25 protein-coding genes are annotated in these 24,549 nt (G+C 61.0%); 11 read left to right on the top strand and 14 right to left on the bottom strand.

Annotated features, from left to right (window positions below):
• Positions 1-53: 53 nt before the first annotated feature.
• Positions 54-248, bottom strand: coding sequence for a hypothetical protein (locus ND528_RS10275; RefSeq protein ID WP_110600946.1), 195 nt, complete (start codon positions 246-248; stop codon positions 54-56).
• Positions 249-355: 107 nt separating this feature from the next.
• Between ND528_RS10275 and thpR the strand changes: the two genes are divergently transcribed.
• Complete coding sequence (gene thpR, locus ND528_RS10270; protein ID WP_263470255.1) at positions 356-895, top strand: RNA 2',3'-cyclic phosphodiesterase; 540 nt, start codon at positions 356-358, stop codon at positions 893-895.
• Between the two features lie 245 nt (positions 896-1,140).
• On the opposite strand, the gene ND528_RS10265 is transcribed toward thpR, so the two are convergent.
• The 5 genes from ND528_RS10265 to ND528_RS10245 form a co-directional block, all read right to left on the bottom strand.
• Positions 1,141-2,238: a polyamine ABC transporter substrate-binding protein gene (locus tag ND528_RS10265; RefSeq protein ID WP_263470254.1), complete on the bottom strand. Its 1,098-nt coding sequence runs from the start codon at positions 2,236-2,238 to the stop codon at positions 1,141-1,143.
• Positions 2,239-2,433: 195 nt separating this feature from the next.
• Positions 2,434-3,306, bottom strand: coding sequence for an ABC transporter permease subunit (locus ND528_RS10260; protein ID WP_263470253.1), 873 nt, complete (start codon positions 3,304-3,306; stop codon positions 2,434-2,436).
• Entirely contained in the window at positions 3,303-4,217 is a 915-nt protein-coding gene (locus ND528_RS10255) for an ABC transporter permease subunit (RefSeq protein ID WP_263470252.1), read from the bottom strand. The genes ND528_RS10260 and ND528_RS10255 overlap by 4 nt, the downstream gene beginning before the upstream one ends.
• Positions 4,214-5,356 (bottom strand): polyamine ABC transporter ATP-binding protein, encoded by a 1,143-nt coding sequence (gene potA / locus ND528_RS10250; protein ID WP_024013333.1) that lies wholly within the window; start codon positions 5,354-5,356, stop codon positions 4,214-4,216. Before potA ends, ND528_RS10255 begins: the two co-directional genes overlap by 4 nt.
• 369 nt (positions 5,357-5,725) lie before the next feature.
• Complete coding sequence (locus ND528_RS10245) at positions 5,726-6,487, bottom strand: gamma-glutamyl-gamma-aminobutyrate hydrolase family protein (RefSeq protein WP_263470251.1); 762 nt, start codon at positions 6,485-6,487, stop codon at positions 5,726-5,728.
• A 282-nt stretch (positions 6,488-6,769) separates the two neighbouring features.
• Between ND528_RS10245 and ND528_RS10240 the strand changes: the two genes are divergently transcribed.
• The 6 genes from ND528_RS10240 to ND528_RS10215 all read left to right on the top strand — a co-directional run bounded on the left by ND528_RS10240 (position 6,770) and on the right by ND528_RS10215 (position 13,154).
• The gene (locus tag ND528_RS10240) at positions 6,770-8,146 is read left to right on the top strand and encodes a glutamine synthetase family protein (RefSeq protein ID WP_007918694.1); all 1,377 of its coding nucleotides are present in this window, start codon (positions 6,770-6,772) and stop codon (positions 8,144-8,146) included.
• A 254-nt stretch (positions 8,147-8,400) separates the two neighbouring features.
• A complete protein-coding gene (locus tag ND528_RS10235; RefSeq protein ID WP_263470250.1) occupies positions 8,401-9,891 on the top strand; it encodes an aldehyde dehydrogenase in 1,491 nt (496 codons plus the stop codon).
• 48 nt (positions 9,892-9,939) lie between these two features.
• Positions 9,940-11,223 carry an NAD(P)/FAD-dependent oxidoreductase gene (locus ND528_RS10230; protein WP_024013330.1) on the top strand — a complete coding sequence of 428 codons (1,284 nt, stop codon included), beginning with the start codon at positions 9,940-9,942 and terminating at the stop codon, positions 11,221-11,223.
• 422 nt (positions 11,224-11,645) lie between these two features.
• On the top strand, positions 11,646-12,194 hold the full coding sequence (locus tag ND528_RS10225; RefSeq protein WP_011333561.1) for a cupin domain-containing protein: 549 nt from the start codon (positions 11,646-11,648) through the stop codon (positions 12,192-12,194).
• 196 nt (positions 12,195-12,390) lie between these two features.
• A complete protein-coding gene (locus ND528_RS10220; protein WP_130910982.1) occupies positions 12,391-12,675 on the top strand; it encodes a hypothetical protein in 285 nt (94 codons plus the stop codon).
• Between the two features lie 194 nt (positions 12,676-12,869).
• On the top strand, positions 12,870-13,154 hold the full coding sequence (locus ND528_RS10215) for a hypothetical protein (RefSeq protein WP_130910981.1): 285 nt from the start codon (positions 12,870-12,872) through the stop codon (positions 13,152-13,154).
• A 70-nt stretch (positions 13,155-13,224) separates the two neighbouring features.
• Here ND528_RS10215 and ND528_RS10210 read toward each other — a convergent pair whose 3' ends face one another.
• Entirely contained in the window at positions 13,225-13,656 is a 432-nt protein-coding gene (locus ND528_RS10210) for a hypothetical protein (RefSeq protein WP_263470249.1), read from the bottom strand.
• A gap of 159 nt (positions 13,657-13,815) precedes the next feature.
• Between ND528_RS10210 and ND528_RS10205 the strand changes: the two genes are divergently transcribed.
• Together ND528_RS10205 and ND528_RS10200 are read left to right on the top strand one after the other, a co-directional pair.
• Positions 13,816-14,238 carry an HD domain-containing protein gene (locus tag ND528_RS10205; RefSeq protein WP_263470248.1) on the top strand — a complete coding sequence of 141 codons (423 nt, stop codon included), beginning with the start codon at positions 13,816-13,818 and terminating at the stop codon, positions 14,236-14,238.
• Positions 14,239-14,383: 145 nt separating this feature from the next.
• Positions 14,384-15,403: an AbrB family transcriptional regulator gene (locus tag ND528_RS10200; RefSeq protein WP_263470247.1), complete on the top strand. Its 1,020-nt coding sequence runs from the start codon at positions 14,384-14,386 to the stop codon at positions 15,401-15,403.
• Positions 15,404-15,536: 133 nt separating this feature from the next.
• Here the strand turns inward: ND528_RS10200 and ND528_RS10195 are convergent, their stop codons facing one another.
• Positions 15,537-15,701 carry a hypothetical protein gene (locus tag ND528_RS10195; RefSeq protein WP_163012744.1) on the bottom strand — a complete coding sequence of 55 codons (165 nt, stop codon included), beginning with the start codon at positions 15,699-15,701 and terminating at the stop codon, positions 15,537-15,539.
• Positions 15,702-15,784: 83 nt separating this feature from the next.
• Here ND528_RS10195 and ND528_RS10190 point away from each other — a divergent pair, with 83 nt between their 5' ends.
• Positions 15,785-16,570 (top strand): DeoR/GlpR family DNA-binding transcription regulator, encoded by a 786-nt coding sequence (locus tag ND528_RS10190; RefSeq protein ID WP_263470246.1) that lies wholly within the window; start codon positions 15,785-15,787, stop codon positions 16,568-16,570.
• A 111-nt stretch (positions 16,571-16,681) separates the two neighbouring features.
• On the opposite strand, the gene ND528_RS10185 is transcribed toward ND528_RS10190, so the two are convergent.
• From ND528_RS10185 to ND528_RS10165, 5 genes are all read right to left on the bottom strand, one after another.
• Positions 16,682-17,965: an NAD(P)/FAD-dependent oxidoreductase gene (locus ND528_RS10185; RefSeq protein ID WP_263470245.1), complete on the bottom strand. Its 1,284-nt coding sequence runs from the start codon at positions 17,963-17,965 to the stop codon at positions 16,682-16,684.
• Between the two features lie 146 nt (positions 17,966-18,111).
• Complete coding sequence (locus ND528_RS10180) at positions 18,112-19,476, bottom strand: glutamine synthetase family protein (RefSeq protein WP_263470244.1); 1,365 nt, start codon at positions 19,474-19,476, stop codon at positions 18,112-18,114.
• A gap of 563 nt (positions 19,477-20,039) precedes the next feature.
• Positions 20,040-20,939: a bestrophin family protein gene (locus ND528_RS10175; protein WP_110645562.1), complete on the bottom strand. Its 900-nt coding sequence runs from the start codon at positions 20,937-20,939 to the stop codon at positions 20,040-20,042.
• A gap of 25 nt (positions 20,940-20,964) precedes the next feature.
• Entirely contained in the window at positions 20,965-21,963 is a 999-nt protein-coding gene (gene moaA / locus ND528_RS10170; RefSeq protein WP_197891928.1) for a GTP 3',8-cyclase MoaA, read from the bottom strand.
• A gap of 119 nt (positions 21,964-22,082) precedes the next feature.
• Positions 22,083-22,934, bottom strand: coding sequence for a CAP domain-containing protein (locus tag ND528_RS10165; RefSeq protein ID WP_212616602.1), 852 nt, complete (start codon positions 22,932-22,934; stop codon positions 22,083-22,085).
• 197 nt (positions 22,935-23,131) lie between these two features.
• Between ND528_RS10165 and ND528_RS10160 the strand changes: the two genes are divergently transcribed.
• Positions 23,132-23,752 carry a cell wall hydrolase gene (locus ND528_RS10160; RefSeq protein ID WP_137214868.1) on the top strand — a complete coding sequence of 207 codons (621 nt, stop codon included), beginning with the start codon at positions 23,132-23,134 and terminating at the stop codon, positions 23,750-23,752.
• Here the strand turns inward: ND528_RS10160 and ND528_RS10155 are convergent.
• Complete coding sequence (locus ND528_RS10155) at positions 23,749-24,462, bottom strand: murein L,D-transpeptidase catalytic domain family protein (RefSeq protein ID WP_016775166.1); 714 nt, start codon at positions 24,460-24,462, stop codon at positions 23,749-23,751. The two genes, ND528_RS10160 and ND528_RS10155, sit on opposite strands and share 4 nt — an antisense overlap.
• Positions 24,463-24,549 lie beyond the last annotated feature (87 nt).

The raw sequence follows: 24,549 nt of genomic DNA, 5'->3' as shown, positions 1-24,549 counted from the left end.
CCTGTGGGAGCGAGCCTGCTCGCTCCCACAGGATTAGTGCTCACAGGGTCTATTCACTCGGCCGAGGGGGTGACCCGGCAACTTTTGCGGTTGCGGATCTGCTCGTCGCTGGGCCTCTCGCGAACGAATTCGAAGCGCGGTTCGCCTTCGCTGTAATGCACCAGCCAGCCCCATTCCAGTTCGCTTTCGTCCTGTCCGGGATGCGGTGGCCGGGCCCACCAGGGTTCTTTGCTGAGGATCTCGCGCATGGCAGCCTCCGGTTGATGGCAATCCTTGAACTATAGCTTCCTGTCGCGAGTCGTCAGAACAGGCTGTGTAGAATCGGCTCGATCATGACGATAAAGGGGGCAGGCCAATGATTGATGGGGTGCGCAAGGATGAACCTGCAAAGCGGCTGTTCTTTGCCTTGGATTGCCCGCCGGCGCAGCGCAAGGCGATCGCCCAGTGGCGCGCGGAGCTGGGCCTGCGCAGCGGCAAACCGGTGCCGGCGGATAACTTTCATCTGACTCTGCTGTTTCTCGGTGCGGTGCCGCTGGCGCAGATTCATGGTGTCTGTGAAGCGGCGAGCAGTGTGCGTATTCCGGGCGGAGCGTTGCGGGTTGCGCTGGATCGTTTGCAGGTCTGGCATCGCGCCGGTGTGTTGTCCCTTGCACCCGAGCAGGCGCCGCCGGCGTTGCTGCGCCTGGTCTACGCGCTGGAGCAGGCGATGCTGCCGTTCGGTTTTGAAGAAGCCACCCGCGAGTTCCGCCCGCACCTGACGCTGGCCCGTGAGTACCGCGCGCCGGAGCCGGAATCGCGCACGCCGCCGGAGTTCATTCTGCGTGCTGAACGCTTCGCTCTGTTCGAATCGCACAAGGGCCGCTATCGGGTTGTGCAGGGCTGGCCGCTGATCTGAACGGACAAAAAAAGGCGCCCGAAGGCGCCTGCAAATTCACCCGAGCCGAGGGAGCCGGGTGAGGCCGTTCAGAGCAGGGTGCAGCGGTGGTAAGGCGCTGCGTGAACGGAAAATTTTCAGCACTGCATTGCTTCATTGTGGGAGCGAGCCTGCTCGCGACGGCGTCGGCACATCCAACATTTTCGTCGCCTGTCCTACCGCTTTCGCGAGCAGGCTCGCTCCCACACTTTTGATCATCGCTGTTTTTATTTCCCGAGCTTCACCCGCGTCCAGCCGCGCGTCATGATCCGCTGTGTGGCAATCGGCTGATCCGGCACTGCATACAAGGTCGCCATCACAGCTTGCGACGGATACGAGCCCGGTTCGTTGCGGATCGCTTCGTCCACCAGTGGCGTGGCCGCTGCGTTGGCGTTGCTGTAGCCGATGCTGTTGGTGACTTCGGCGATGATGTCCGGGCGCATCAGGAAGTCCATGAACAGGTAGGCATTGTCGACGTTCGCCGCATCACGGGGGATGGCGACCATGTCGTAGAAACTGCCGGCGCCTTCCTTGGGAATGCTGTAGTCGATCACCACCTTGTTGCCCGATTCCACCGCGCGGGCCTTGGCCTGCAGGACGTCGCCGGAGTAACCGACCGCCACGCAGATGTTGCCGTTGGCCAGATCGGAGATGTACTTCGAGGAGTGGAAGTACGCCACGTAAGGGCGGATTTTCATGAACAGCGCTTCGGCTTCGGCGATGTGCGCCTTGTCCTTGTCGTTCACCGCATAGCCCAGATAGTGCAGGGCGGCCGGGAGCATTTCGGTCGGCGAATCGAGGAAACTGATGCCGCAGGCTTTGAGTTTTTCCGCGTTCTCCGGTTTGAACAGCAAGTCCCAGGAGTTGGTCGGGGCGTTGGCGCCGAGTACTTCCTCGACCTTCGCCGGATTGAAACCGATGCCGATCGAGCCCCACATGTACGGGAACGCATGCGCGTTGTCCGGATCACTGGCGGCGGCGTTTTTCAGCAGCACCGGGTTGAGATTCTTCCAGTTCGGCAGCTTCGATTTGTCCAGCGGTTGATAGACGCCGGCCTTGATCTGCTTGGCCAAGAAACTGTTCGACGGCACGACGATGTCGTAGCCGGATTTGCCTGCGAGCAGGCGCGCTTCAAGGGTTTCGTTGCTGTCGAAGACGTCATAGGTCACGCGAATGCCGGTCTCGTCTTCGAACTTTTTCACGGTGTCCGGCGCGATGTAATCGGACCAGTTGTAAACACGCAGCACCTTGTCGTTGGCCTGGGCGCCCATGACCATTGCGCCCATTAAGGACAGTGTCAGCAGAGTCCTGCCAAACATTTTCATCGGTACAACTCCCTTCTTCTTATTCAACAAAACAAAAGCTCGGTGCACTTGAACCTTGTGGCGAGGGGATTTATCCCCGCTCGGCTGCGAAGCAGTCGCAAAACCTGAATACGGAGTCTTCAGGTAGAACTGCAGGGGCCGCTTCGCAGCCCAACGGGGATAAATCCCCTCGCCACAGTTGTTCATCGGTGTTGCTCAGGCAGTCGCCGTTGCCGGCTGTTGCCACGACTCGTTCGCGGTCTGATCCATCGCTTCCTGAATCGCCCGTTTGCGATTGGCTTCTGCCTTGCGGCCGAAATACCAGACGAGGAAAGTCACCAGCGACACTGCCAGCAGAATCAGGCTGGCCACGGCGTTAATCTCAGGCTTCACGCCCAGGCGCACCGCCGAGAACACCTCCATCGGCAGCGTCGTCGAGCCCGGCCCGGAGACGAAACTCGCCAGCACCAGATCGTCCAGCGACAAGGCAAACGACATCATCCCGCCGGCGGCCAGCGACGGCGCGATCATGGGAATGGTGATGAGGAAAAACACTTTGAATGGTTTGGCGCCGAGGTCCATCGCCGCTTCTTCGATCGACAGAACCAGTTCCCGCAGGCGCGCGGAGACTACCACCGCCACATAAGCGGCACAAAAGGTGGTGTGGGCGATCCAGATGGTGACGATGCCGCGCTCCTGCGGCCAGCCGATCAGTTGCGCCATCGCCACGAACAGCAGCAACAGCGACAGACCGGTGATCACTTCCGGCATCACCAACGGCGCGGTCACCAGACCCCCGAACAGCGTGCGGCCCTTGAAGCGCGTCACCCGCGTCAGCACGAAAGCGGCGAGGGTGCCCAGCGCCACCGCAGCGATCGCGGTGTAGCAGGCGATCTCCAGCGAGCGCAGCACCGAACCCATCAGTTGCGTGTTGTCGAGCAGGCCGACATACCACTTGATCGACCAGCCACCCCACACCGTCACCAGTTTCGAGGCGTTGAACGAGTAGATCACCAGAATCAGCATCGGCAGATAAATGAACATCAAGCCGAAGATCAGCATGAACTTGGAAAAGTTGAAGCGTTTCATCCCCGTGCCTCCATCTCTTTGGCCTGGCTGCGGTTGAACAGCAGAATCGGCACAATCAGGATCAACAGCATCACCACCGCTAGCGCAGAAGCCACCGGCCAGTCGCGGTTATTGAAGAACTCCTGCCACAGCACGCGACCGATCATCAGCGTCTCCGGGCCACCCAGCAGTTCCGGGATCACGAATTCGCCGACCACCGGAATGAACACCAGCATGCATCCGGCAATGATGCCGTTCTTGGCCAGCGGCACGGTGATCTTCCAGAAGTTGTTGAAGTTGCTCGAACCCAGATCCTGCGCGGCTTCCAGCAGACTGTTGTCGTGCTTGACCAGGTTGGCGTAGAGCGGCAGCACCATGAACGGCAGATACGCGTAAACCACGCCGATGTACACCGCAGTGTTGGTGTTGAGGATCTCGATCGGGTGATCGGTGAGCCCGGTCCACATCAGGAACCCGTTGAGCAGACCGTTGTTGCTGAGGATGCCCATCCACGCATACACGCGGATCAGGATCGCCGTCCAGGTCGGCATCATGATCAACAGCAGCAGGACGTTTTGCGTTTCCTTGCCGGTCTTGGTGATCGCGTAGGCCATCGGGAAACCGATCACCAGGCACATCAGCGTGCTCAGTGCCGCGACCTTCAGCGAGCCGAGATACGCCGACAGGTACAGCTCGTCTTCGCCGAGCAGGGAGTAGTTGCCGATGTTCAGCAGCAGCTGGAATTTCTGTTCGGCGAAGGTGTAGATCTCCGAGTACGGCGGGATCGACAGCGCGGCTTCCGAGAAGCTGATCTTCATCACCAGAAAGAACGGCAGCATGAAGAACAGGAACAGCCAGATGAACGGAATACCGATCACCAGTTTTCGTCCGCTGGGCACCAGGCGCAAGAATTGCTGATTGAAAGTTCTCATGAGCGCAGCACCACGCCGCTGTCGTCTTCCCACCAGACGTAGACCTTGTCGTCCCAGGTCGGCCGCGCGCCACGGCGTTCGGCGTTGGCCATGAACGACTGGACGATCTTGCCGCCGGGCAGCTCGACGTAGAACACCGAGTGGCCGCCGAGGTAAGCGATGTCGTGGACCTTGCCTTCGGACCAGTTGTAGCGGAACTCCGGTTGGGTGGTGCTGACGAGCATTTTTTCCGGGCGGATGGCGTAGGTGATCGACTTGTCCTGCACCGACGTGCTGACGCCGTGACCGACATAGATCTTCTGCTGCAAGTCCGGGCTGTGGATGATCGCGTGGCCTTCCAGATCTTCCACCACGGTGCCGTCGAAAGCGTTCACGTTACCGATGAATTCGCAGACCATGCGGCTGACCGGCGCTTCATAAATGTCCACCGGGCTGCCGATCTGCGCGATCCAGCCCAGGTGCATGATCGCGATGCGCTGGGCCATGGTCATGGCTTCTTCCTGGTCGTGGGTGACCATGACGCAGGTCACGCCAACGCGCTCGATGATTTCCACCAGCTCAAGCTGCATCTGCGAACGCAGCTTTTTATCCAGCGCACCCATCGGTTCGTCGAGCAGCAACAGTTTCGGCCGTTTGGCCAACGAGCGGGCGAGCGCCACGCGCTGACGCTGGCCGCCGGACAACTGGTGCGGGCGGCGCTTGGCGTATTGGGTCATGTGCACCAGACGCAGCATTTCTTCGACGCGGGCATCGATTTCGCTGGCCGGCAAACGGTCCTGTTTGAGGCCGAAGGCGATGTTCTGTGCCACGGTCATGTGCGGGAACAGTGCGTAGGACTGGAACATCATGTTGATCGGCCGCTCGTACGGCGGCATGTCGGTGATGTCCACGCCGTCGAGCAGAATCCGCCCCTCGGTCGGCCGCTCGAAACCGGCGAGCATGCGCAGCAGAGTCGATTTGCCCGAACCGGAACCGCCCAGCAGCGCGAATATTTCGCCCTGATGGATCTCCAGGGACACATCGTCCACGGCCACGGTTTCGTCGAACTTCTTGGTGACACGATCGACTTTCACCAGCACCTTTTTCGGTTGCTGCTGACCCTCGAGTGCCTTGCGGTAAGTGCTGGAGGCGTTTGCCATGTGAAACTCCCAACAGGTGTCGTGTGCCTGGCCAATGTGGCCGGGCTTAAGTGGATTGCGGAGCGGTCCGGAATGCCTGTCAGCTGGCGCAGAACCTGTGGGAGCGAGCCTGCTCGCGAATACGGAGTGTCAGTCGACATCATCGTTTGCTGATACACCGCTTTCGCGAGCAGGCTCGCTCCCACAGGGGATATGCGTTGACCTGAGTGGCCTTTGTCCGTACCGATCCGGCTTGTTCGGCGCCGCCGTCCTGGCTGCCTGGGTCGTACTTGTTGTTATCACGGGTGTTGCAGTTCACGACTGGCGGATGTGCAAACGCACACCCGCCAGGCGTGGGGGCAGTAAATCGTTATCTGGTTTGGGATTGCGTCAGCGCTGACTGCGCCGCGCCGCCCGTTGCCGGCACGCTGCGCCGAACGCCTGGAAAATCTTCAGGTAGTTCGGGTTGTCCAGCACTTGCCATTCCGGGTGCCATTGCACGCCGAGGGCGAGGGTCGGGCTGTGCTCGACCGAGATCGCTTCGATCAAACCGTCCGGTGCCACGGCTTCAGCACGCAGGCCGGGAGCGAGGCGGTCGATGCCTTGGCTGTGAATCGAATTGACCTGAAATTCGTCGGGCAGCTCCAGCGCTTCGAACACACCGCCAGCGATGACGCTGACCGCATGGGCCGGCGCGTATTGCACGGCGACATCCGGGCTGTCGGCTTCACGGTGATCGAGCATGCCGGGCAGCTCGTGCACCTTCTGATGCAGGCTGCCGCCGAACGCCACGTTCATTTCCTGGAAACCACGGCAGATGCCGAGCACCGGAACGCCCGCCGCGATGGCTGCACGCAATAAAGGAAGGGTGGTGGCGTCACGGGCCGGATCGTGATCCGTGCCGGGGGCGCTTGCCGGGCCTTGATAGTGGAAGGGCTCCACGTTCGAAGGTGAGCCGGTGAGCAACAGGCCGTCGAGCTGACCGAGCAGGTCATCGATTTCAGTCAGGTTGCCGAGGGAAGGAATGACCACTGGCAACCCTTGGGCGCCAACGCTGACAGCACGTACGTACTTGTCGCCGCTGATGTGATAGGGGTGCAGGCCAATCTGTTTGACGCACGCAGTAACGCCGATCAATGGCTTGAATGCCATTTTTATTCACCTCGAAGTCTGTCACTTGAACGAGCTTTTCCGGAGCTTAGCCTCGTTGATTTTAATTAACAACTGCCATGTAAAAAATTCTAAACGCCGCTCATCAAATCACTCAGGTTTACCGGGGTTTGCCGGCGGATATGACACGAGAGTGTTAAGAAAAGCCCAAAAAATAAAGGCTGCAGGGCAGGGTGTTCGCTATTGACTTCACTTTGCCTTTCGGATTGACTGGCTGCGCAACACGGTGGTGAACATAATAATTAACAGCTAAATAGGTGCATCATGTCGGTCCCTCTGCGTACCGTTCAACTCAACGAAGCCAACGCATTCCTTAAGAAATATCCTGAGGTTTTGTACGTCGACCTTCTGATTGCGGATATGAACGGTGTGGTGCGCGGCAAGCGCATCGAACGCACCAGTCTTCATAAGGTGTACGAAAAAGGCATCAACCTGCCGGCGTCGCTGTTCGCGCTGGATATCAACGGCTCGACTGTGGAAAGCACCGGTCTGGGCCTGGATATTGGCGATGCCGATCGCATCTGCTACCCGATCCCGGGCACCCTGAGCATCGAGCCGTGGCAAAAACGCCCGACCGCTCAACTGCTGATGACCATGCACGAGATCGAAGGTCAGCCGTTCTTCGCCGACCCGCGTGAAGTGCTGGCCAACGTTGTGCGCAAATTCGACGACCTCGGCCTGACCATCTGCGCGGCGTTCGAACTCGAGTTCTACCTGATCGACCAGGACAACGTGAATGGCCGTCCGCAGTCGCCTCGCTCGCCGGTGTCCGGCAAGCGTCCGGTGTCGACTCAGGTGTACCTGATCGACGACCTCGATGAATACGTCGATTGCCTGCAAGACATCCTCGAAGGCGCGAAAGAGCAGGGCATCCCGGCTGACGCCATCGTCAAGGAAAGCGCCCCGGCGCAGTTCGAAGTCAACCTGCATCACGTTTCCGACCCGATCAAGGCCTGTGATTACGCGGTGCTGCTCAAGCGTCTGGTGAAAAACATCGCCTACGACCACGAGATGGACACGACTTTCATGGCCAAACCGTATCCGGGTCAGGCCGGCAACGGTTTGCACGTGCACATTTCGATTCTGGACAAAGAAGGCAACAACATCTTCGCCAGCGAGGATCCCGAGCAGAACGCCGCACTGCGTCACGCGATCGGCGGTGTGCTCGAGACCCTGCCGGCGCAAATGGCGTTCCTCTGCCCGAACGTCAACTCGTACCGCCGTTTCGGCGCACAGTTCTATGTGCCGAACTCGCCGAGCTGGGGCATCGACAACCGCACCGTGGCCGTGCGCGTGCCGACCGGTTCGGCGGATGCCGTGCGCATCGAACACCGTGTCGCCGGTGCCGATGCCAACCCGTACCTGCTGATGGCTTCGGTGCTGGCCGGCATTCACCACGGCCTGACCAACCAGATCGAGCCCGGCGCGCCGGTCGAAGGCAACAGCTACGAGCAGAACGAGCAGAGCCTGCCGAACAACCTGCGCGACGCCCTGCGCGAGCTCGACGACAGCGAAGTCATGGCGCGCTACATCGACCCGATGTACATCGACGTGTTCGTCGCGTGCAAGGAAAGCGAGCTGGCCGAGTTCGAGAACTCGATCTCTGACCTTGAGTACAACTGGTATCTGCATACGGTCTGAAGATCAAAAGCCCCTCACCCTAACCCTCTCCCGGAGGGAGAGGGGACTGACCGCGTCGTCTGGAGATATCCGGCGACCTGAACGATCCAGTCGATGATGGATTCGGCAAAGATTTTTCAGGTCGGCGCAGTTACCAGGCATCCCCCGATCGGTCCCCTCTCCCTCTGGGAGAGGGCTAGGGTGAGGGCAGCGATTCCCGGCCAGACAAAGCAACCAGACCAACCCCCAAATTCCCCCTTGTCGAGCTCAAAACAATGACCACAACCCGCAACGACTGGGAACAACGCTTCCAGTCCCTGTCCATCGAATCCCGCGCCTTCATCAACGGTGAATACCGCCCAGCGATCAGCGGCGACACCTTCGAATGCCTGAGCCCGGTCGACGGACGCTTTCTTGCCGCCGTCGCCAGCACCGATGAAGCCGACGCCAACCTCGCCGTCGAAGCCGCGCGCCAGTCCTTCAACTCCGGCATCTGGGCGAAAAAAGCCCCGGCCGAGCGCAAGCGCGTGCTGATCCGCTTCGCCGATCTGATCCTGCAACACCAGGAAGAACTGGCGCTGCTGGAAACCCTCGATATGGGCAAACCAATCAGCGATTCGATGAACATCGACATCCCGGCGACCGCCAACGCGATCCGCTGGAGCGCCGAGGCCATCGACAAGATCTACGACGAAGTCGCCGCCACCCCGCACGATCAGCTCGGCCTCGTCACCCGCGAGCCCTCCGGTGTGGTTGCGGCGATCGTGCCTTGGAATTTCCCGCTGATCATGGCCAGCTGGAAGTTCGCTCCGGCGCTGGCGGCGGGTAATTCGTTCATCCTCAAGCCTTCGGAAAAATCCCCGCTGACCGCCATCCGCATTGCGCAACTGGCGCTGGAGGCGGGTATTCCCAAAGGCGTGTTCAACGTGCTGCCGGGCTACGGTCACACCGTCGGCAAGGCGCTGGCGTTGCACATGGACGTCGACGTGCTGGCCTTCACCGGCTCCACGGCGATCGCCAAACAACTGATGATTTACGCTGGCCAAAGCAACATGAAACGCGTCTGGCTCGAGGCCGGCGGCAAGAGCCCGAACGTGGTGTTCGCCGACGCACCGGACCTGCGCGCGGCAGCCCAAGCGGCGGCCAGTGCCATCGCCTTCAATCAGGGCGAAGTCTGCACTGCCGGCTCGCGTCTGCTGGTCGAGCGCTCGATCCGCGAGCAGTTCATCCCGCTGCTGGTGGAAGCGCTGCAAGCGTGGAAACCGGGGCACGCACTGGATCCGGCGACCACCGTCGGCGCCGTGGTCGACCAGCGTCAACTGGACAACGTGCTGCGCTACATCAGCATCGGCCGCGAGCAGGGCGCCGAGCTGATTGCCGGCGGCCAGCGTACCCTTGAAGAAACCGGTGGCCTCTACGTGCAGCCAGCGATTTTCGACGGCGTGACCAATGCGATGACCATCGCTAGGGAAGAAATCTTCGGCCCGGTGCTGTCGCTGATCACCTTCGACACTGCCGAAGAAGCCCTGCAGATCGCCAACGACAGCATCTTCGGCCTCGCCGCCGGGGTGTGGACCAGCAACCTGAGCAAGGCGCACACCTTCGCCCGCGGCCTGCGCGCCGGCAGTGTCTGGGTCAACCAGTACGACGGCGGCGACATGACTGCGCCGTTCGGTGGCTTCAAGCAATCGGGCAACGGTCGCGACAAATCGCTGCATGCGTTCGACAAGTACACCGAGCTGAAAGCGACCTGGATCAAGCTCTGACCCTCTTACAGCGGCGGCCGCCCCTGTTGGCGGCCCTCGGAGAAACCTATGAAACAGCAACACGTAAACAGCTACTACGCCGCCACCCGCAACGAAGTCATCGACTTCCCGATTCTCGAAGAAGCGCTGGACTGCGACGTCTGCATCATCGGCGCCGGTTATACCGGTCTGTCCTCGGCACTGTTCCTCAGCGAAGCCGGCTACAAAGTCACCGTGCTGGAAGCGGCGAAAGTCGGCTACGGCGCCAGCGGGCGCAATGGCGGGCAACTGGTCAACTCCTACAGCCGCGACGTCGATGTCATCGAAGAGCGCTACGGCGACAAGACTGCAGAAATCCTCGGCAGCATGATCTTCGAAGGCGCCGACATCATTCGTTCGCGCATCAAGGATTACGACATCAAGTGCGACTACCGCCCGGGCGGCATCTTCGCGGCGATGAACAAGAAACAGCTCAACGGCCTGGCCGAGCAGAAGCGCAACTGGGAACGCTACGGCAACCGCAATCTGAAGATGCTCGATGCCGCGGACATTCGTCGCGAAGTGGGTTCCGACGCCTACGTTGGCGGCTTGCTGGACATGCAGGGCGGCCACGTTCATCCGTTGAATCTGGCGCTAGGGGAGGCCGCTGCCATCGTGCGCTTGGGCGGCAAGATCTACGAGCAATCGGCGGCGGTGGAAATCACCTACGGCGAGCCGATCACCGTGCGCACCGCCAAGGGGCTGGTCCGTGCCAAATACCTGTTGATCGCTGGCAACGCTTATCTGCCACAAGGTCTCGACAACCGTGTCACCGCGAAAAGCATGCCGTGTGGTTCGCAGATCGTCGTCACCGAACCGCTGACCGAGCAGCAGGCGCGCAGCCTGATCACCAACAACTATTGCGTCGAAGACTGCAACTACCTGCTGGATTACTACCGCCTCACTGCCGACAACCGCCTGCTTTACGGTGGTGGCGTGGTCTACGGCGCGCGGGAGCCGGACGATATCGAGCAACTGATCCGGCCGAAGATCCTCAAGACCTTTCCGCAGCTCAAGGACGTGAAGATCGACTACCGCTGGACCGGTAACTTCCTGCTGACCATGTCGCGGATGCCGCAATTCGGCCGTATCGAAAAGAATGCCTACTACATGCAGGGCTACAGCGGCCACGGCGTCACCTGCTCGCACCTGGCCGGCAAACTGATCTCGGAAATGATCCGCGGCGACGCCGAACGCTTCAACGCCTTCGCCTCGCTGCCGCACATGCCAATGCTCGGCGGCCGCACCTTCTCTGCACCGCTTACCGCCCTCGGCGCCGTCTACTACTCCCTGCGCGACCGCTTCGGCGTTTGATTGACCTCACCGGCGACGGTCCGAAAGACCCCGCCGGTTTTTCACTTATGCAAAAGCACTGATGTCCACTGTGGGAGCGAGCCTGCTCGCGAAGAGGCCAGCCCAGCCACACTCGCTTTTGCTGACCTGCTCAAAACCAAATGTGGGAGCGAGCCTGCTCGAGAATGGGCCATGTCAGCCAAGATCGTCGTTGTCTGACACACTGCTTTCGCGAGCAGGCTCGCTCCCACAGTGACTGTATTGCCAAGGCCAACAGGACTTTTGCCGCACCATCCATCGAACCTGCTGAGCAACACCGGCAAACGTGATTTAATAGCCGCCTTTCACGGTTCCGGGACACGGGAGCAACGTGATCCGCGCGACCTGCGCGGCACCCGCCACCCACCCCCATCGCCCTTAAGTCGCTCTCACATAAGGCTGTCATGGATACGGGTTCTCGACTCAAACTAGTACGCGAAAGCTACAAACTCTCCCAGCGCGAGCTCGCCCGGCGTAGCGGCGTGACCAACGCGACCATCTCGCTGATCGAACAGAACCGCGTCAGCCCCTCCGTCAGCTCGCTGAAAAAGCTGCTCGAAGGCATACCGATGTCCCTGGCCGACTTCTTCACCTTCGACCAGCCTCCGCGCGAACACCAATACGTGTTCCGCGCCAACGAACAACCCGACCTCGGCCGCCACGGCCTGCGCCTGCTGCTCATCGGCGCCTCGGTGCCCAGCCGCCAGATGCGCCTGCTCCGCGAACAATACGCCCCCGGCGCCAGCTCCGGCGAAGAGCCGATCGTGCATGCCGAAGGTGAAGAGTGCGGGCTGGTCACGCGTGGCACGGTGGAATTGACCGTGGACGGGCAGGTGAGTGTGCTGAGTGCGGGGGATGGTTATTACTTTCCGACGACGCTGCCGCACAAGTTTCGCAATATCGGCGCAGATGAGGCTGAGATTATCAGTGCGAATACGCCGGCGAATTTTTGAGGAGCATGCGTTTCGCATAGCTTTATCGAGGTTGGTTCTCCAGGAAACCATGGGCCGTTTGGGTGTTTTCCTGCGAAGTATTCGGATGTCGACAATTCGCGGGGTCTTCGGCTGATAACCACTCGTCCGACGCATCGCACGTTCGCCGCACAGCTTCTTCCAATGCTGTAACTCACCACGCAAAGGAAGAGCCACCATGCTGAACCATAAAATCGCGGTGTTAACCGTCGCGGCGCTGCTCTTCGGCAGTGCGCCGTATGTGCTCGCGGCAGGCGAAACGTCGACCCCGAAGGCGAGCGACGGCACCAGCCAGACTCGTGAACCGGCGTCGCCAGCCACCAATGCCGACCCGGATGCCGATTCGCTGCCCCCGGGTGGTGATGGTGGCAAGACCGACAATGGACCGGTGCCTTCCGCCTCCAAACCCAGCCCTGCGGGTCAACCATCCGGGAGCAGCAGTGGGGGTAGCGGTGGTGGTTGATGGCTACGTCGTACTGGAAAGCCCGGTCTTTCGAGCCGGGCTTTTCTCTGCCTGCCAGAAATTTTTTTGTCGATGACCCGATGTCTCTTCCGAGGCGTCGGGTTTGTTTATTTTTGCCATTCGTCAGCCCCTCTGCATTTTCGCCGCGCGCCTGATTCCAATGCATACCTTACCCCCGCAAAGGAACCGCCAAAATGCGCCCAGTCAAGCTCGCAGCACTGTCCCTGGCCACCCTGTTATCCGCCACCTCGCTCTACGCGACAGCCGCCAGCGACACCCCGGCACCCACCGCCAACGACGGCAATAGCCAAACCAACCCAAGTGCGCCGGAAGATATTCATTCCAACGGTGCCACCGTGCCCAAAGGCACTCAGGGCAACACCACCAACAATGACGGCTCGACACCTGCGGGTTCCAAGCCCAGCGGTTCGAAGCAGTCGAACGACAGCGGCACCAGCAGCGGTGCTGGTGAAGGTTGAGGCTGTTTGCAGATGCAGCAAGCCCGGCGTCAAGCCGGGCTTTCTATCAGGCAATCCCTGGTGACCGAAGCTATTTAGCCTTCCAGTTCCCGCCGCTGTTTTCACAATCAATCTTCGCCTGAGCCAGATGCTCACCGTCGTAGTAATACGTTGTGACTTTGGCGTTGTCGGGCATGTTCAGCGGTTTGGCGCTTTTGTCTTTGCTGGTCGAGTGGGGGTTGGCCAGGGATTCCTGAGTCAGACGGGCGGTGCAGGTGGCCTGGTAATGGTCGTCGCAGCGATCGACTTTTTTCTTGGTGGCGTTGAGGGTGTCCTTGGTTTCGTTGCTGCATGACCAGTTGATGGAGTCAACGGGCATGCCTTCGTATTCGTAGCAGCTGTGGGTTTCCACCGCAGGCACTGCGGCGCTGGAGGAGCGGGTCTGCACGTCGCAGCCTTCAGCCATGACGCAGGTGGGGATAATGGCGAACGTGGCGATCAGGAGCAGCAGTCGGATTTTCATCGGCAATTCCTCTCCAATGGCGCCGCGTCTGATCGGTGATTTGGCGCTTGTCTGGTTTCGAGACGGCGAGGGCGGGCAAGGTTCAATCGGGTTTGCGCTGCGCGATCTTCGCGTACACTGCGCAACAATCAGAAACATACAGCGCAGGATTCGATTCCCATGGCCCAGACCCTCGAACGCGCCATCGCCATTGCCGCCACCGCCCACAGTGGGCAAGTGGACAAGGGCGGGGCGCCGTACATTTTGCATCCGCTGAAAGTCATGTTGCGCATGCATACGCTGGAGGAGCGCATCGTCGCTGTGCTGCACGATGTGGTCGAGGATTGTGGAGTGAGTCTGGATGATTTGCGCGGGGAAGGTTTCAGCGAAGAGGTGCTGGCGGCGATTGCAGCGGTGACCAAAGTGCCGGGCGAGGCCTACGAGGATTTCGTCGACCGCGCCGCGCAAGACCCGATCGGCCGGGTGGTGAAGCTGGCGGACCTGGAGGAAAACAGCGATATCTCGCGGATTGCCTCGCCGAGTTGGGAGGATCTGGAGCGGATCGAGAAATATCGGCGGGCGATTGCGCGCTTGCGTATGTAAGACGTATTGGATTCTTGTGGGAGCGAGCCTGCTCGCGAAGGCGATAGATCAGTTATTCATCTGTGACTGGCAGGACGCTTTCGCGAGCAGGCTCGCTCCCACAGGGAAATGGTGGTGTCTCACAAAATAGCCAGGAAGGCGAACTATGAAATCCATTGTGTGCTTGTTGATTGCGGCCGGTTTCGGCGCGTTATTGCAGTTTGAAGGCGTACCCCACGGCTTGCTGCTGGGCTCGATTGTCGTTACCGCGTTGTTTGCCAGCAAAACCGGCATCGCCCCGGCAACTCCTTATGGCTTGGGCTACATCCAGGTCACGCTGGGCATTGCCACTGGGCTGATGTTCGAAGCGTGGGACAGCGAAACGGCCACTACGATGTTGCCCAGCCTTGGCGTGTTGCTGATCTGCCTGACCGTACAAATCGCCCTTGCTGGCTGGTGGCTGACACGCGGTGCCGGCTGGAACCGCACCGACGCACTGTTGGCGGTCTATCCTGGCGCATTGGCCGCAGTGTTCGATTTGCTTGAATCGGAAAAGGCTTCGAGCAAAGTCATCATCGTGCATCTGATGCGGCTGCTGTTGATCACCGTGCTGGTGAGTTTGCTCATTCCCGGGCAAGCGGCGGTGGCTGAAGTCGCCAGCGATCCGTTGACCACAGGCATGGCGCTGACCGCGTTCTCTGTCATCGCGCTGAGCGTATTGCTCGGCCGCCTGCTGTTGCTCATCGGCGTTCCGGCGCCATTCATGCTTACCGCGATTCTCATAACCGCTGTATTTGTGAAGTCGGGATGGCTGCACGGCTTTCACATGCCGGAGTGGAGCCTGAACCTGGCCGCACTGATCCTCGGCGTGCGCATCGGCTCACGTTTTCAGGGACTGGGCATCGCAGAACTGGCGCGACATGGGCGCACCGCTTTGGTCTCTGTGGGTTTGATGATCGTCGTCGCAGCGGCGTTTGCCGAGGTGGCTGCGCGCTGGCTGGGCAGTGATCCGCTGTCGCTGTGGCTGGCTTACATGCCGGGCGCGATCGAGACGATTGCGATTGTCGCGTTTGGCGGCGGGCTGAATGTGGTGTTTATCCTGACGCATCACCTGAGCCGGATGGTGCTGCTGCATTTTGCCCCGGCGTTGTTGGTGCAGGTCAGGCGGGTGCGCCAGGAAACCTGAAGCAAGCCAGTGCTGCCTGGCGATTGCGGCGTGTCAGTCAGCTCCATCCCCCTCACCCCAGCCTTTTCCCCCAGGGCGGCTGCGGCGCATAAACGGCTTCGTGAGCAAGTGCTGGGCTCGGTTTGACGCGCTGTCAGGCGTGGCCCAAGGCAATCGCGAACGACACGACAATCATGCAGGCGAAGGCGAAGTTTAGATTCATGGGCTGTTCATCCTGAGCTTTTGAGAGTGGGGCCATTGTGAACAGGCGCAGCGCAAAGAAAAAATTCGCCGTGTTGATTCCAATGATCGAAAGCATTGATAGCCGCTGCGTTTGTATTTGCCCGAGACTTTCGCTAGTGTCGCTGAAACCTGCAACTACAAGCACAAACAGGCATAACCATGCACGACCACTCCATCGCCGAATTGCCGTCCCTGCGCCGGCAGAAAATCCTTTTGCTTCTCGAGCGTGACGGCAAGGTCATGGCCTCCGAGCTTAGCCAGCATTTCGCAGTGTCCGAAGACACCATCCGCCGCGACCTCGCCGAGCTGGACAGCGCCGGGCTGGTGCAGCGCGTGCATGGCGGGGCGCTGCCGCGACCGAAGGATTCGGGCAAAGATTACTTCACCCGCCTGGATGAGACCGACGAGGTCAAGGTGCGTCTGGCGCAATTGGCGGCGCAGCACATCGAGGACGGGCAGATTGTGCTGTTCGATTCCGGCTCGACCACGTTGCAGGTGGCGCGCGCATTACCCGCCGATATCCGCATCACTGCGGTGACCGCATCACCGCTGACGGCGATTGCCTTGTCCGAATACAAAGGCGTGAAAGTGATTCTGGCGGGTGGTGAATTGAATCCGCATTCGATGTCGGCCAGTGGTCAGGAAGCGCTGCGACTGCTGGCCGGAATCAAGGCTGATCTGGCAATTACCGGGGTGTGTGCGATTCATCCAGAGGTGGGGATCACCTCACTGCATTTCGATGAGGTGCCGATCAAACAGGCGATGCTCGACAGTGCAACGCGGGTGATTGCAGTGACCTCGGCGGACAAGTTGGGCGCGGTGGAGCCGTTTGTGGTGGCGCCGTGTACGCGCCTGCATACGTTGATTACCGAGCGGCATCCGGGGTCGGGGAATGTCGAGGATTATCGGCGGTTGGGGATTGTGGTGGAGCAGTTGCCGGATTGAGTTTGTGTTGGGTTTGAGGGCTTCTTCGCGAGCAGGCTCGCTCCCACAGGGTGTTGTGTCGTTTACAAATCCAATGTGGGAGCGAGCCTGCTCGCGAAAGGGCCGGTCCAGTCAGCGCAACCGTTCGAGCATCTGGTAATACCACATCCCCGCCGCCAGCAACGGGTTGCCCAGCAGGTCGCCCATTGGCACGCGGATGTGCTGGCACGCGGCGAAGGTATCGAATTGCTCCATTTGCCCGGTGATCGCGCGGCTCATGATCTCGCCCATGATGTGCGTGGTGGCGATGCCATGTCCTGAGTAGCCCTGGCAATACCAGACGTTGTCCGAGAGCTTGCCCAGTTGCGGGATGCGGTTGATGACGATGCCCATCGCGCAGCTCCACTGGTAATCGATCGCCACACCTTTTAGCGCCGGGAAGGTGCGCTCGATACACGGGCGCAGTTCCGCAGCGATGTCGCGCGAATCCTTGCCGCTGTAGTTGGCACCGCCGCCGAACAGCAAACGGCCATCGGCGGTGAGCCGGTAGTAATCGAGGACGAAGCGGCAGTCGTACACGGCGAGGTCTTCGGGGTTGATCTGTTGCGCCAGAACACCCAGCGGCGCGGTGGTGACGATGCCGCCCATGGCCGGGAAGATCTTGCCCTTGAGCTGACCCGGTTCGAGCTTGTGATAGACGTCACCGGCGAGCATCACCTGACTGGCGTCGATCTGACCGTGAGCGGTGCGCACGCCAGGTGTGTCGCCGTGAATGATCTCCAGCACTTCACTGTTTTCGAAGATCAGCGCGCCCAGGCTTTCGGCTGCGCGTGCTTCGCCAATGCACAGGTTGAGCGGGTGCAGGTGCATGTTGCGGGTGTTCTTGATCGCGCCGTGGTAGAGCTCGCTTTGCAGCAGGTCGCGAACCTGGCTGCGGTCGAGCAGGCTCACTTCATCGCCTAATCCGCGACGCACGGCTTCGTCGTAATCCTTGCGCAGATCGACCATGTGACTCGGCTTGTACGCCGCGTGCAAATGGCCGTGTTTGAGGTCGCACTGGATCGCATATTTCTCGACGCGCTCGCGGATGATTTCATGCCCGCGCCAGCGCAGATGCCAGATGAAATCGTCCACGTCATCGCCCAGTTTTGCACGCATCTGCTTGCGCATCGCGCCGTCGCCGGAAAGGCTGCCGGTGACTTGCCCGCCATTGCGCCCGGTGGCGCCCCAGCCGATCTTGTGGCTTTCGACGATGGCGACTTTCAGGCCTTTTTCCGCCAGTTCGACGGCAGTGGCGACGCCAGTGAAACCGCCGCCGATGATCACCACATCGACCTTGTGCCGGCCTTGCAGGGTCGGGTAGTCGGTGTCCTGGTTGAGGGTGGCGGTGTAGTAGGAATTGCAGCGAATGGTCATGTCGGGGTCCACAAAAATTCTAGTTCGAAGTGCATTCCCTGTGGGAGCGAGCCTGCTCGCGAAAGCGGTGTGTCAGTCACCCAAAATGTTGAATGTGACGACGCCTTCGCGAGCAGGCTCGCTCCCACAGGTTCGGTGTTGGATCTTTAAGCCTCGGTCAGGTACCACCGCCAATCCTGCTCACCCACTTCAGCCATGAACTGCCGATACTCGGCACGCTTCACCGCCAGATACACCCCAAGGAATTCCTGCCCCAACGCCTCCCGTGCCCACTGTGAATTTTCCAGCGCCTGCAACGACGTCAGCCAATCGGTCGGCAGCAGTTCTTTCGCCTGCGCATAACCATTGCCCTCGACCGGTGCCCCCGGATCCAGCTCTTCACGGATGCCGCGATGAATGCCGGCGAGGATCGCTGCCGCTGCCAGATAAGGGTTGGCATCGGCGCCGCAGATGCGGTGTTCGATGTGTCGTGTTGGCGCCGGGCCGCCGGGTACGCGCAGGCTGACGGTGCGGTTGTCGACGCCCCAGGTCGGCGCCAGTGGCGCGTAGCTGTTGGCCTGGAAACGCCGGTAAGAGTTGGCGTTGGGGCAGAACAGCAGCAGCGAATCCAGGAGAGATGCGAGCATGCCGCCAATCGCCGTGCGCAACAGTGGCGTGCCGGCCGGGTCTTCAGAAGCGAACAGATTACGCCCCTCGGCATCGGCCAGGCTGACGTGCATGTGCATGCCGGTGCCGGCCAGATCATCGAACGGCTTGGCCATGAACGTCGCCTGCATGCCGTGCTTGTGCGCCACGCCTTTGACCAGACGCTTGTAGCGCACCGCCTGATCCATCGCTTCCAGCGCATCGCCGTGTTCAAGGGTGATTTCCACTTGCCCCGGGGCGTATTCGGAGATCGCCGTGCGCGCCGGAATGCCGTGCAGTTTGCAGGCGCTGTAGAGGTCGGCGAGGAATGGCTCGATCTGCTCCAGCTCGCGCAAACCGTAGACTTGCGTGTGTCGCGGTCGTCCGCCGTCAGCGTCCAGCGCCGGTTGCGGGCGGCCGTTGTGGTCGCGTTTGGCGTCGAGCAGATAGAACTCCAGCTCGCAGGCCATGATCGGGTGATAGCCCTCGGCCTTGAGCCCGTCGATCACCTTGATCAGCAGGTGCCGAGGGTCAGCGATGCTCGCCGGCAGGCCCTCGCTCGGGTGCATGCTGACCTGCACGGCGGCGGTCGGAATCTGTCGCCACGGCAAGCGCACCAGACTGCCTTGCAGCGGATAGGCGCGGCAGTCGATGTCGCCAACGTCCCAGACCAGTCCGGAGTTCTCGACGTCCTCGCCTTGTACGGTCAGGCCAAGGATGGTGCTCGGCAATGGCCGGCCGCTTCCGTACACGGCGAGCAGTTCTTCGCGGTGCAACAGCTTGCCGCGCGGCACGCCGTTGGCGTCGAGGATGAACAGTTCGATCATGTCGATATCGGGGTTCTGTTCGAGGAACAGGCGTGCTTCTTCGATGGCTGCGAATTTCATGGCAAATCACTCACGGTGGCGCCGCACAGGCGCGCAGATTCGGCCGGACACGACGCGACAAAAAGGCGTAAGTGTCCCGGCAGGGATATCAGGAAAATCGGGAAATTGACTGTCGCGGTTTCAGCTCACGCGATCAGGCAGGGACGGCGATATCCGGCGGGCGTGCGGAGTGACGCAGCTTGGAACGGCGCAGGGCCATGGGCAGATTGACGATGCGGTTCATACGCGGCCCCTGTTGCAGTGGGCGCGTACAGCAGAGACGTGCAACCTTTGGGGTTGTTGTGGTGACGTACTCATAACGCGTGTTTCCGTTGGCGGAAAGCGTCGGCGGCTGGGCAGGCCCGGCGACCGGTGTGCCCGGATAGTAAGGGGGAATTTGCGCGCGTGTAAATGGAAGATTCGTCGGTGGCGCTTTACGGCGTTTGGGCTGCTTGACCGAGTTGCCTTTTTCGCGAGCAGGCTCGCTCCCACAGGAGAGTGCATTTCAACTGTGGGAGCGAGCCTGCTCGCGAATGGCAGCACCTCGATCCAGAGTCAACACGCCGAGCCCGCCGCTGCGCCATTCAGCGCAGCACGTAATCGTCCGGCTCTGGCGCGGGCGGCAACGGCGAGACGCCGAGTTCGTACAGCACATCGCGCTCCAGGGTACGCACCAGCGCATCGGTCGGCAGATCGTTCTCATCACGGCCGAACGGGTCTTCGAGTTCATCGGCAATCGCGTCGAAGCCGAAAAAGGTGTAGCTGACAATTGCCGTGAACAGCGGCGTCAACCAACCCAGCGATTGCGCCATGGCGAACGGCAGCAGCAGGCAGAACAGGTAGATGGTGCGGTGCAGCAGCAGGGTGTAAGGGAAGGGCAGTGGCGTGTTCTTGATGCGGTCGCATACGGCCTGGGCCTGGCTCAGGCAGGTCAGGTGATTGGCCAGCAATTGATAACGCCATGGCGATAGCACACCGGCCGTTTCCAGCTCGGAACACTGGCGCCCGAGCTGATGAAGGATCTGTCCGCAGTGATCCGGCGCCGCCCCATCGATCGGCGGGCTGACCCAGTCGGCACTGGCCTGCTCCTCGCTGTCGCCACGCAACCGCGCGTTCAGCGCGTGGGCGAAACCGCACAGGTTGCGCAACAGTTGCCCACGCAGGCGCGTGTCATCGATGCCTTGGGTTTCGCGCATCACCGCGCGCACCCGCAACAGCACCTCGCCCCAGGCCTTGCGGCCCTCGTACCAACGGTCGTAACAGGCGTTGTTGCGAAAGCTCAGGAAGATCGACAGCGACAGGCCGAGCAGGGTGAACGGTGTCGAATTGATCTGGGCGAAGTAGCTCGGCACCAGAAGTTCGATCAGCACAATCGCCGCCGCCAGCAGTGTCAGCATCAAAGTGCGCACGGCGATGCGTTTGGCGATCGAGCCTCGGAGGGTGAACAGCACGGCGAACTGATTGGGTCTCGGTCTGACGATCATCTCGCGGTCCCGGTTGCGCGGCGAATCAGCCGCCGGTCATGTTCATGAAACGCACCACTTGCACGTCGTCGTTGACTTCGAAGTTGTGTCGATACGGCTTGAGTTTCATCGCCTCGATGATCGCGTTTTCCAGACGTTCCGGGTGGCCCGGATGGGCGCGCAACACCGCTTTGAGGTCCATCGAATGCTCGTTGCCCAGGCACAGCAGCAAGCGACCTTCGACGGTCAGGCGCACGCGGTTGCAGGTGCCGCAGAAGTTGTGGCTGTGCGGTGAAATGAAGCCCAGGCGAATGTTCGGTGCTTCGGCCACGCGCCAGTAGCGCGACGGCCCCTGCGTCGATTCGGTCGAGTCGATCAGGGTAAAACGTTCGGCGATGCGTTCGCGTACTTGCGCGCTGGAGTAGAAGGATTCGGCGCGGCTGTGTTCGGCGATCGCGCCCAGCGGCATCTCTTCGATGAAGGAAATATCCAGATCACGCTCGATGGCGAAACTGACCAGATCGTTGATCTCGTGATCGTTGCGGCCCTGCATCACCACGCAATTGAGTTTGGTGCGGGTGAAACCGGCGGCACGTGCGGCATCGATGCCGTCGATGACCTGCGCCAGATCGCCAGTGCGGGTCAGCTCTTTGAAGCGCTGCGGATCGAGGCTGTCGAGGCTGATGTTGAGACGCTTGACCCCGGCGTCGAACAGCGGCTTGGCCAGTCGGCCCAATTGCGAGCCGTTGGTGGTCAGGCACAGTTCGCGCAGGCCGGGCAGGGCGGCGATCTGTTCGCAAAGTTGCACGACACCAGGCCGGATCAGCGGCTCGCCACCCGTGAGGCGGATCTTGCGCGTGCCGAGGGCGACGAAGCTTTGCGCCACCTGGAACAGCTCTTCGAGAGTGAGGATCTGCTGGCGCGGCAGGAACTGCATGTCCTCGGCCATGCAATAGACGCAGCGAAAATCGCAGCGGTCGGTGACCGACAGGCGCAGATAATCCACGCGGCGGTTGTGACCATCGATCAATTCACGCTGTGTCATGGGCTCGCCTCGTGGATGTGGAGCGCCGTCAGCGGGCGCAGATCGCGCAGGGTAGGCTGCACTCGCCATGCCGTCCAATCACTCTGGCTGACCGAGTGATTGACGGCGTCGATGATGCCTTACGGTGCGCCAAACATTGCCGTCCAGTAAATGCCGGCGTTGCTTTTCGGATCGGTCGCGTACGCGGCGCCCAGTTCCTGATATTGCGGATTCATCAGATTGGCGCAATGCCCGGGGCTGGCGAGCCAGCCATCGACCACCTTGCCGACGGTGTCTTGCCCGGCGGCGATGTTCTCGCCGACCAGTTGCCCACCGTAGCCGGACAGCTCGGCGCGGTCGCCTGGCGTGCGGCCGTCGCGGTCCTTGTGGTCGAGGTAGTTATTGTTGGCCATGTCGCGGCTGTGATCCTGAGCGACAGCGCCCAGCGTGGCATTCCACGCCAGCGGTGCTGCCGCCGCGAAGGATTGGCCACCGCACTGGCGCGCCTGGCTGCGCGCGGTATTGAGTTGCGCCAGCAGCTTTTGCCCTTCGCTTTGTGCATCGCCGAGTTTCGCCGTCAGCAACGGCCGCGCGAGAACGATGCGCCAGTCGCGGTCGACACGGTTGACGCCGATATCGACAAACTGCGGGTCGAGCACCACCTGGCAGAAGCTTTCCTTGATCGCCTGCATCGCCGCCGCTGCATCGCGCGGGCCGTTGAGGGTGATCGCCTGCACGTTGACCATCGGGTAGTGGGCGCTGGTCATGGCCTGCTGCAGATCGACCGAGCCGCTGGCAGGCAGGCGCAGACGTGGATCGGCCGACAGCGGTGGCAACTCGTTCGATGCCTGCGTGCCGCAACGCTGCGGCTGGCTGCGATAGCTGTTGATCGACTCGATCAATTGCAGTTCATCGGCAGCCAGCGCCGAGGTGGCGAACACCACGCCCAGCGACAGTGCGGCACAACGCAAAACGGACGGCATGAAGCGCATGGAAATCTCCCTTGAGCTGAATGCGCCCATGATGCGCGAAAGGCCCCCGGTGAGTGAATGTGTTTTTCTTTGCGGCGGATTTTTTCTGCGCTGGTGTGCCCGCGCATTTGCTCGCTACACTCTGCGAAGACCCCGCAAACCGGGCGTCTCACCGACGTAACATCTTGCCCCGGGCGGGCGCTGACGGAAGAACCGACATGGGATCGAAAGGCTTGGCGGGCGGTTTGTTGTGGATCTTTTTGACCGGCGCGGCATGGGCCGGGGCGCAGGCGCCGATCGAGGCCAAGGCCGAACAGAAAGCCGAGGTGCTGGAGGAGAAGGCGGCGGATAAAGTCAGTGCTGCGCCGGCGCCGAAATCCGAAGCCATCACCCCCACCGAAGCGCAGGCGGTAGACCCGGCCGGCGCCGCGCCGCTCGACGATCCGCTGACCTGTCTGGCGCGCAGCATCTATTGGGAAGCCAAGGGCAAGGACACCCCGGAAATGGAAGCCGTCGCCAGTGTGGTGATGAATCGCCTCGGCCACGACGGCTTTCCCGACACGGTGTGCGCGGTGGTCAAGCAAGGATCGGAAACCGGCAATTGCCAGTTTTCCTGGTGGTGCGATGGCAAGCCCGATCAGGTCAAGGAAGACGCCGAATACGCGCTGGCCAAGGAAATCGCCGGCAAGGCGTTGAACCGTCAGCTCAAGGACCGCACGCGCGGTGCCCTGTATTTTCACGATCGCGGCGTGCACCCGAGCTGGGCCAAGGCCTATCGCAACACCGCGCAGACCGGCAGGTTCCTGTTCTACAAACCCGCCGGCGGCGACGCGCGCTAACTGGCGTGGGTGTTGAGAATGCTCGCCACCTGTTGCGGCTGGCAGTTCAGATACGGTGACTTTTGCAGCCAGCGCTGATCCGGATACCAGGAAAACATGAACTGGCCGTTTTTCAGGCGATCGATCACCTGTTTGGCGATCTGCGGCCGTACGGCGGGGCAACCCTGACTGCGGCCGATACGCCCCTGACGCTTGCTCCACAGCGGGTTCACATAACTTGCGGCATGAATCACGATCGCGCGATCACGGGCCAGATCATTGAAACCGGGTTCCAGACCATCCATGCGCAGCGAATAGCCGTGAGTACCTTCGTAGCTTTCCTGAGTGCGGAACAGACCGAGGCTGGACTGATAACTGCCTTCGCGATTGGAAAACTGCGTGGCGAAGTTTTCCCCGGAGTTCGAACCGTGGGCAACCAGATCACGCAGCACCAGTTTCTTTTTGCTCAGATCGAAGATCCACAGGCGGCGTTCGGTGGACGGTTGCGAATAATCGATGATCGCCAGATGCCGCGAGGGTTTCGCGCCGTTGTTGACCGCGCATTGCATGGCGTTCAATGCACCTTTGAGCGCCTGGGGATTGAGTTCCGGCGCGGCGTGGGCGAGGCTGTTGTAGAGAACCGGCGATGGCTTGCCGGCGGCAAATACTGGGCTGGTCACGGCGACAAGGGTCGCGGTGCTCAACAGAAGTCGGCGCAAAAACGTCAACATTTTATAAAGTGTCCTCAACTTGCTACATAAACGGCACTTTGGCTCCTGACTCCCAGTCAATACCCGCAGACTCGCGGTTCGAGCCTG

This window comes from Pseudomonas mercuritolerans, assembly GCF_025706525.1.
GTDB classification, from domain to species: Bacteria; Pseudomonadota; Gammaproteobacteria; order Pseudomonadales; family Pseudomonadaceae; genus Aquipseudomonas; species Aquipseudomonas mercuritolerans.
The sequence above is the reverse complement of the archived record's forward strand: the minus strand, read 5'-3'. Positions and strand labels throughout refer to the sequence as shown.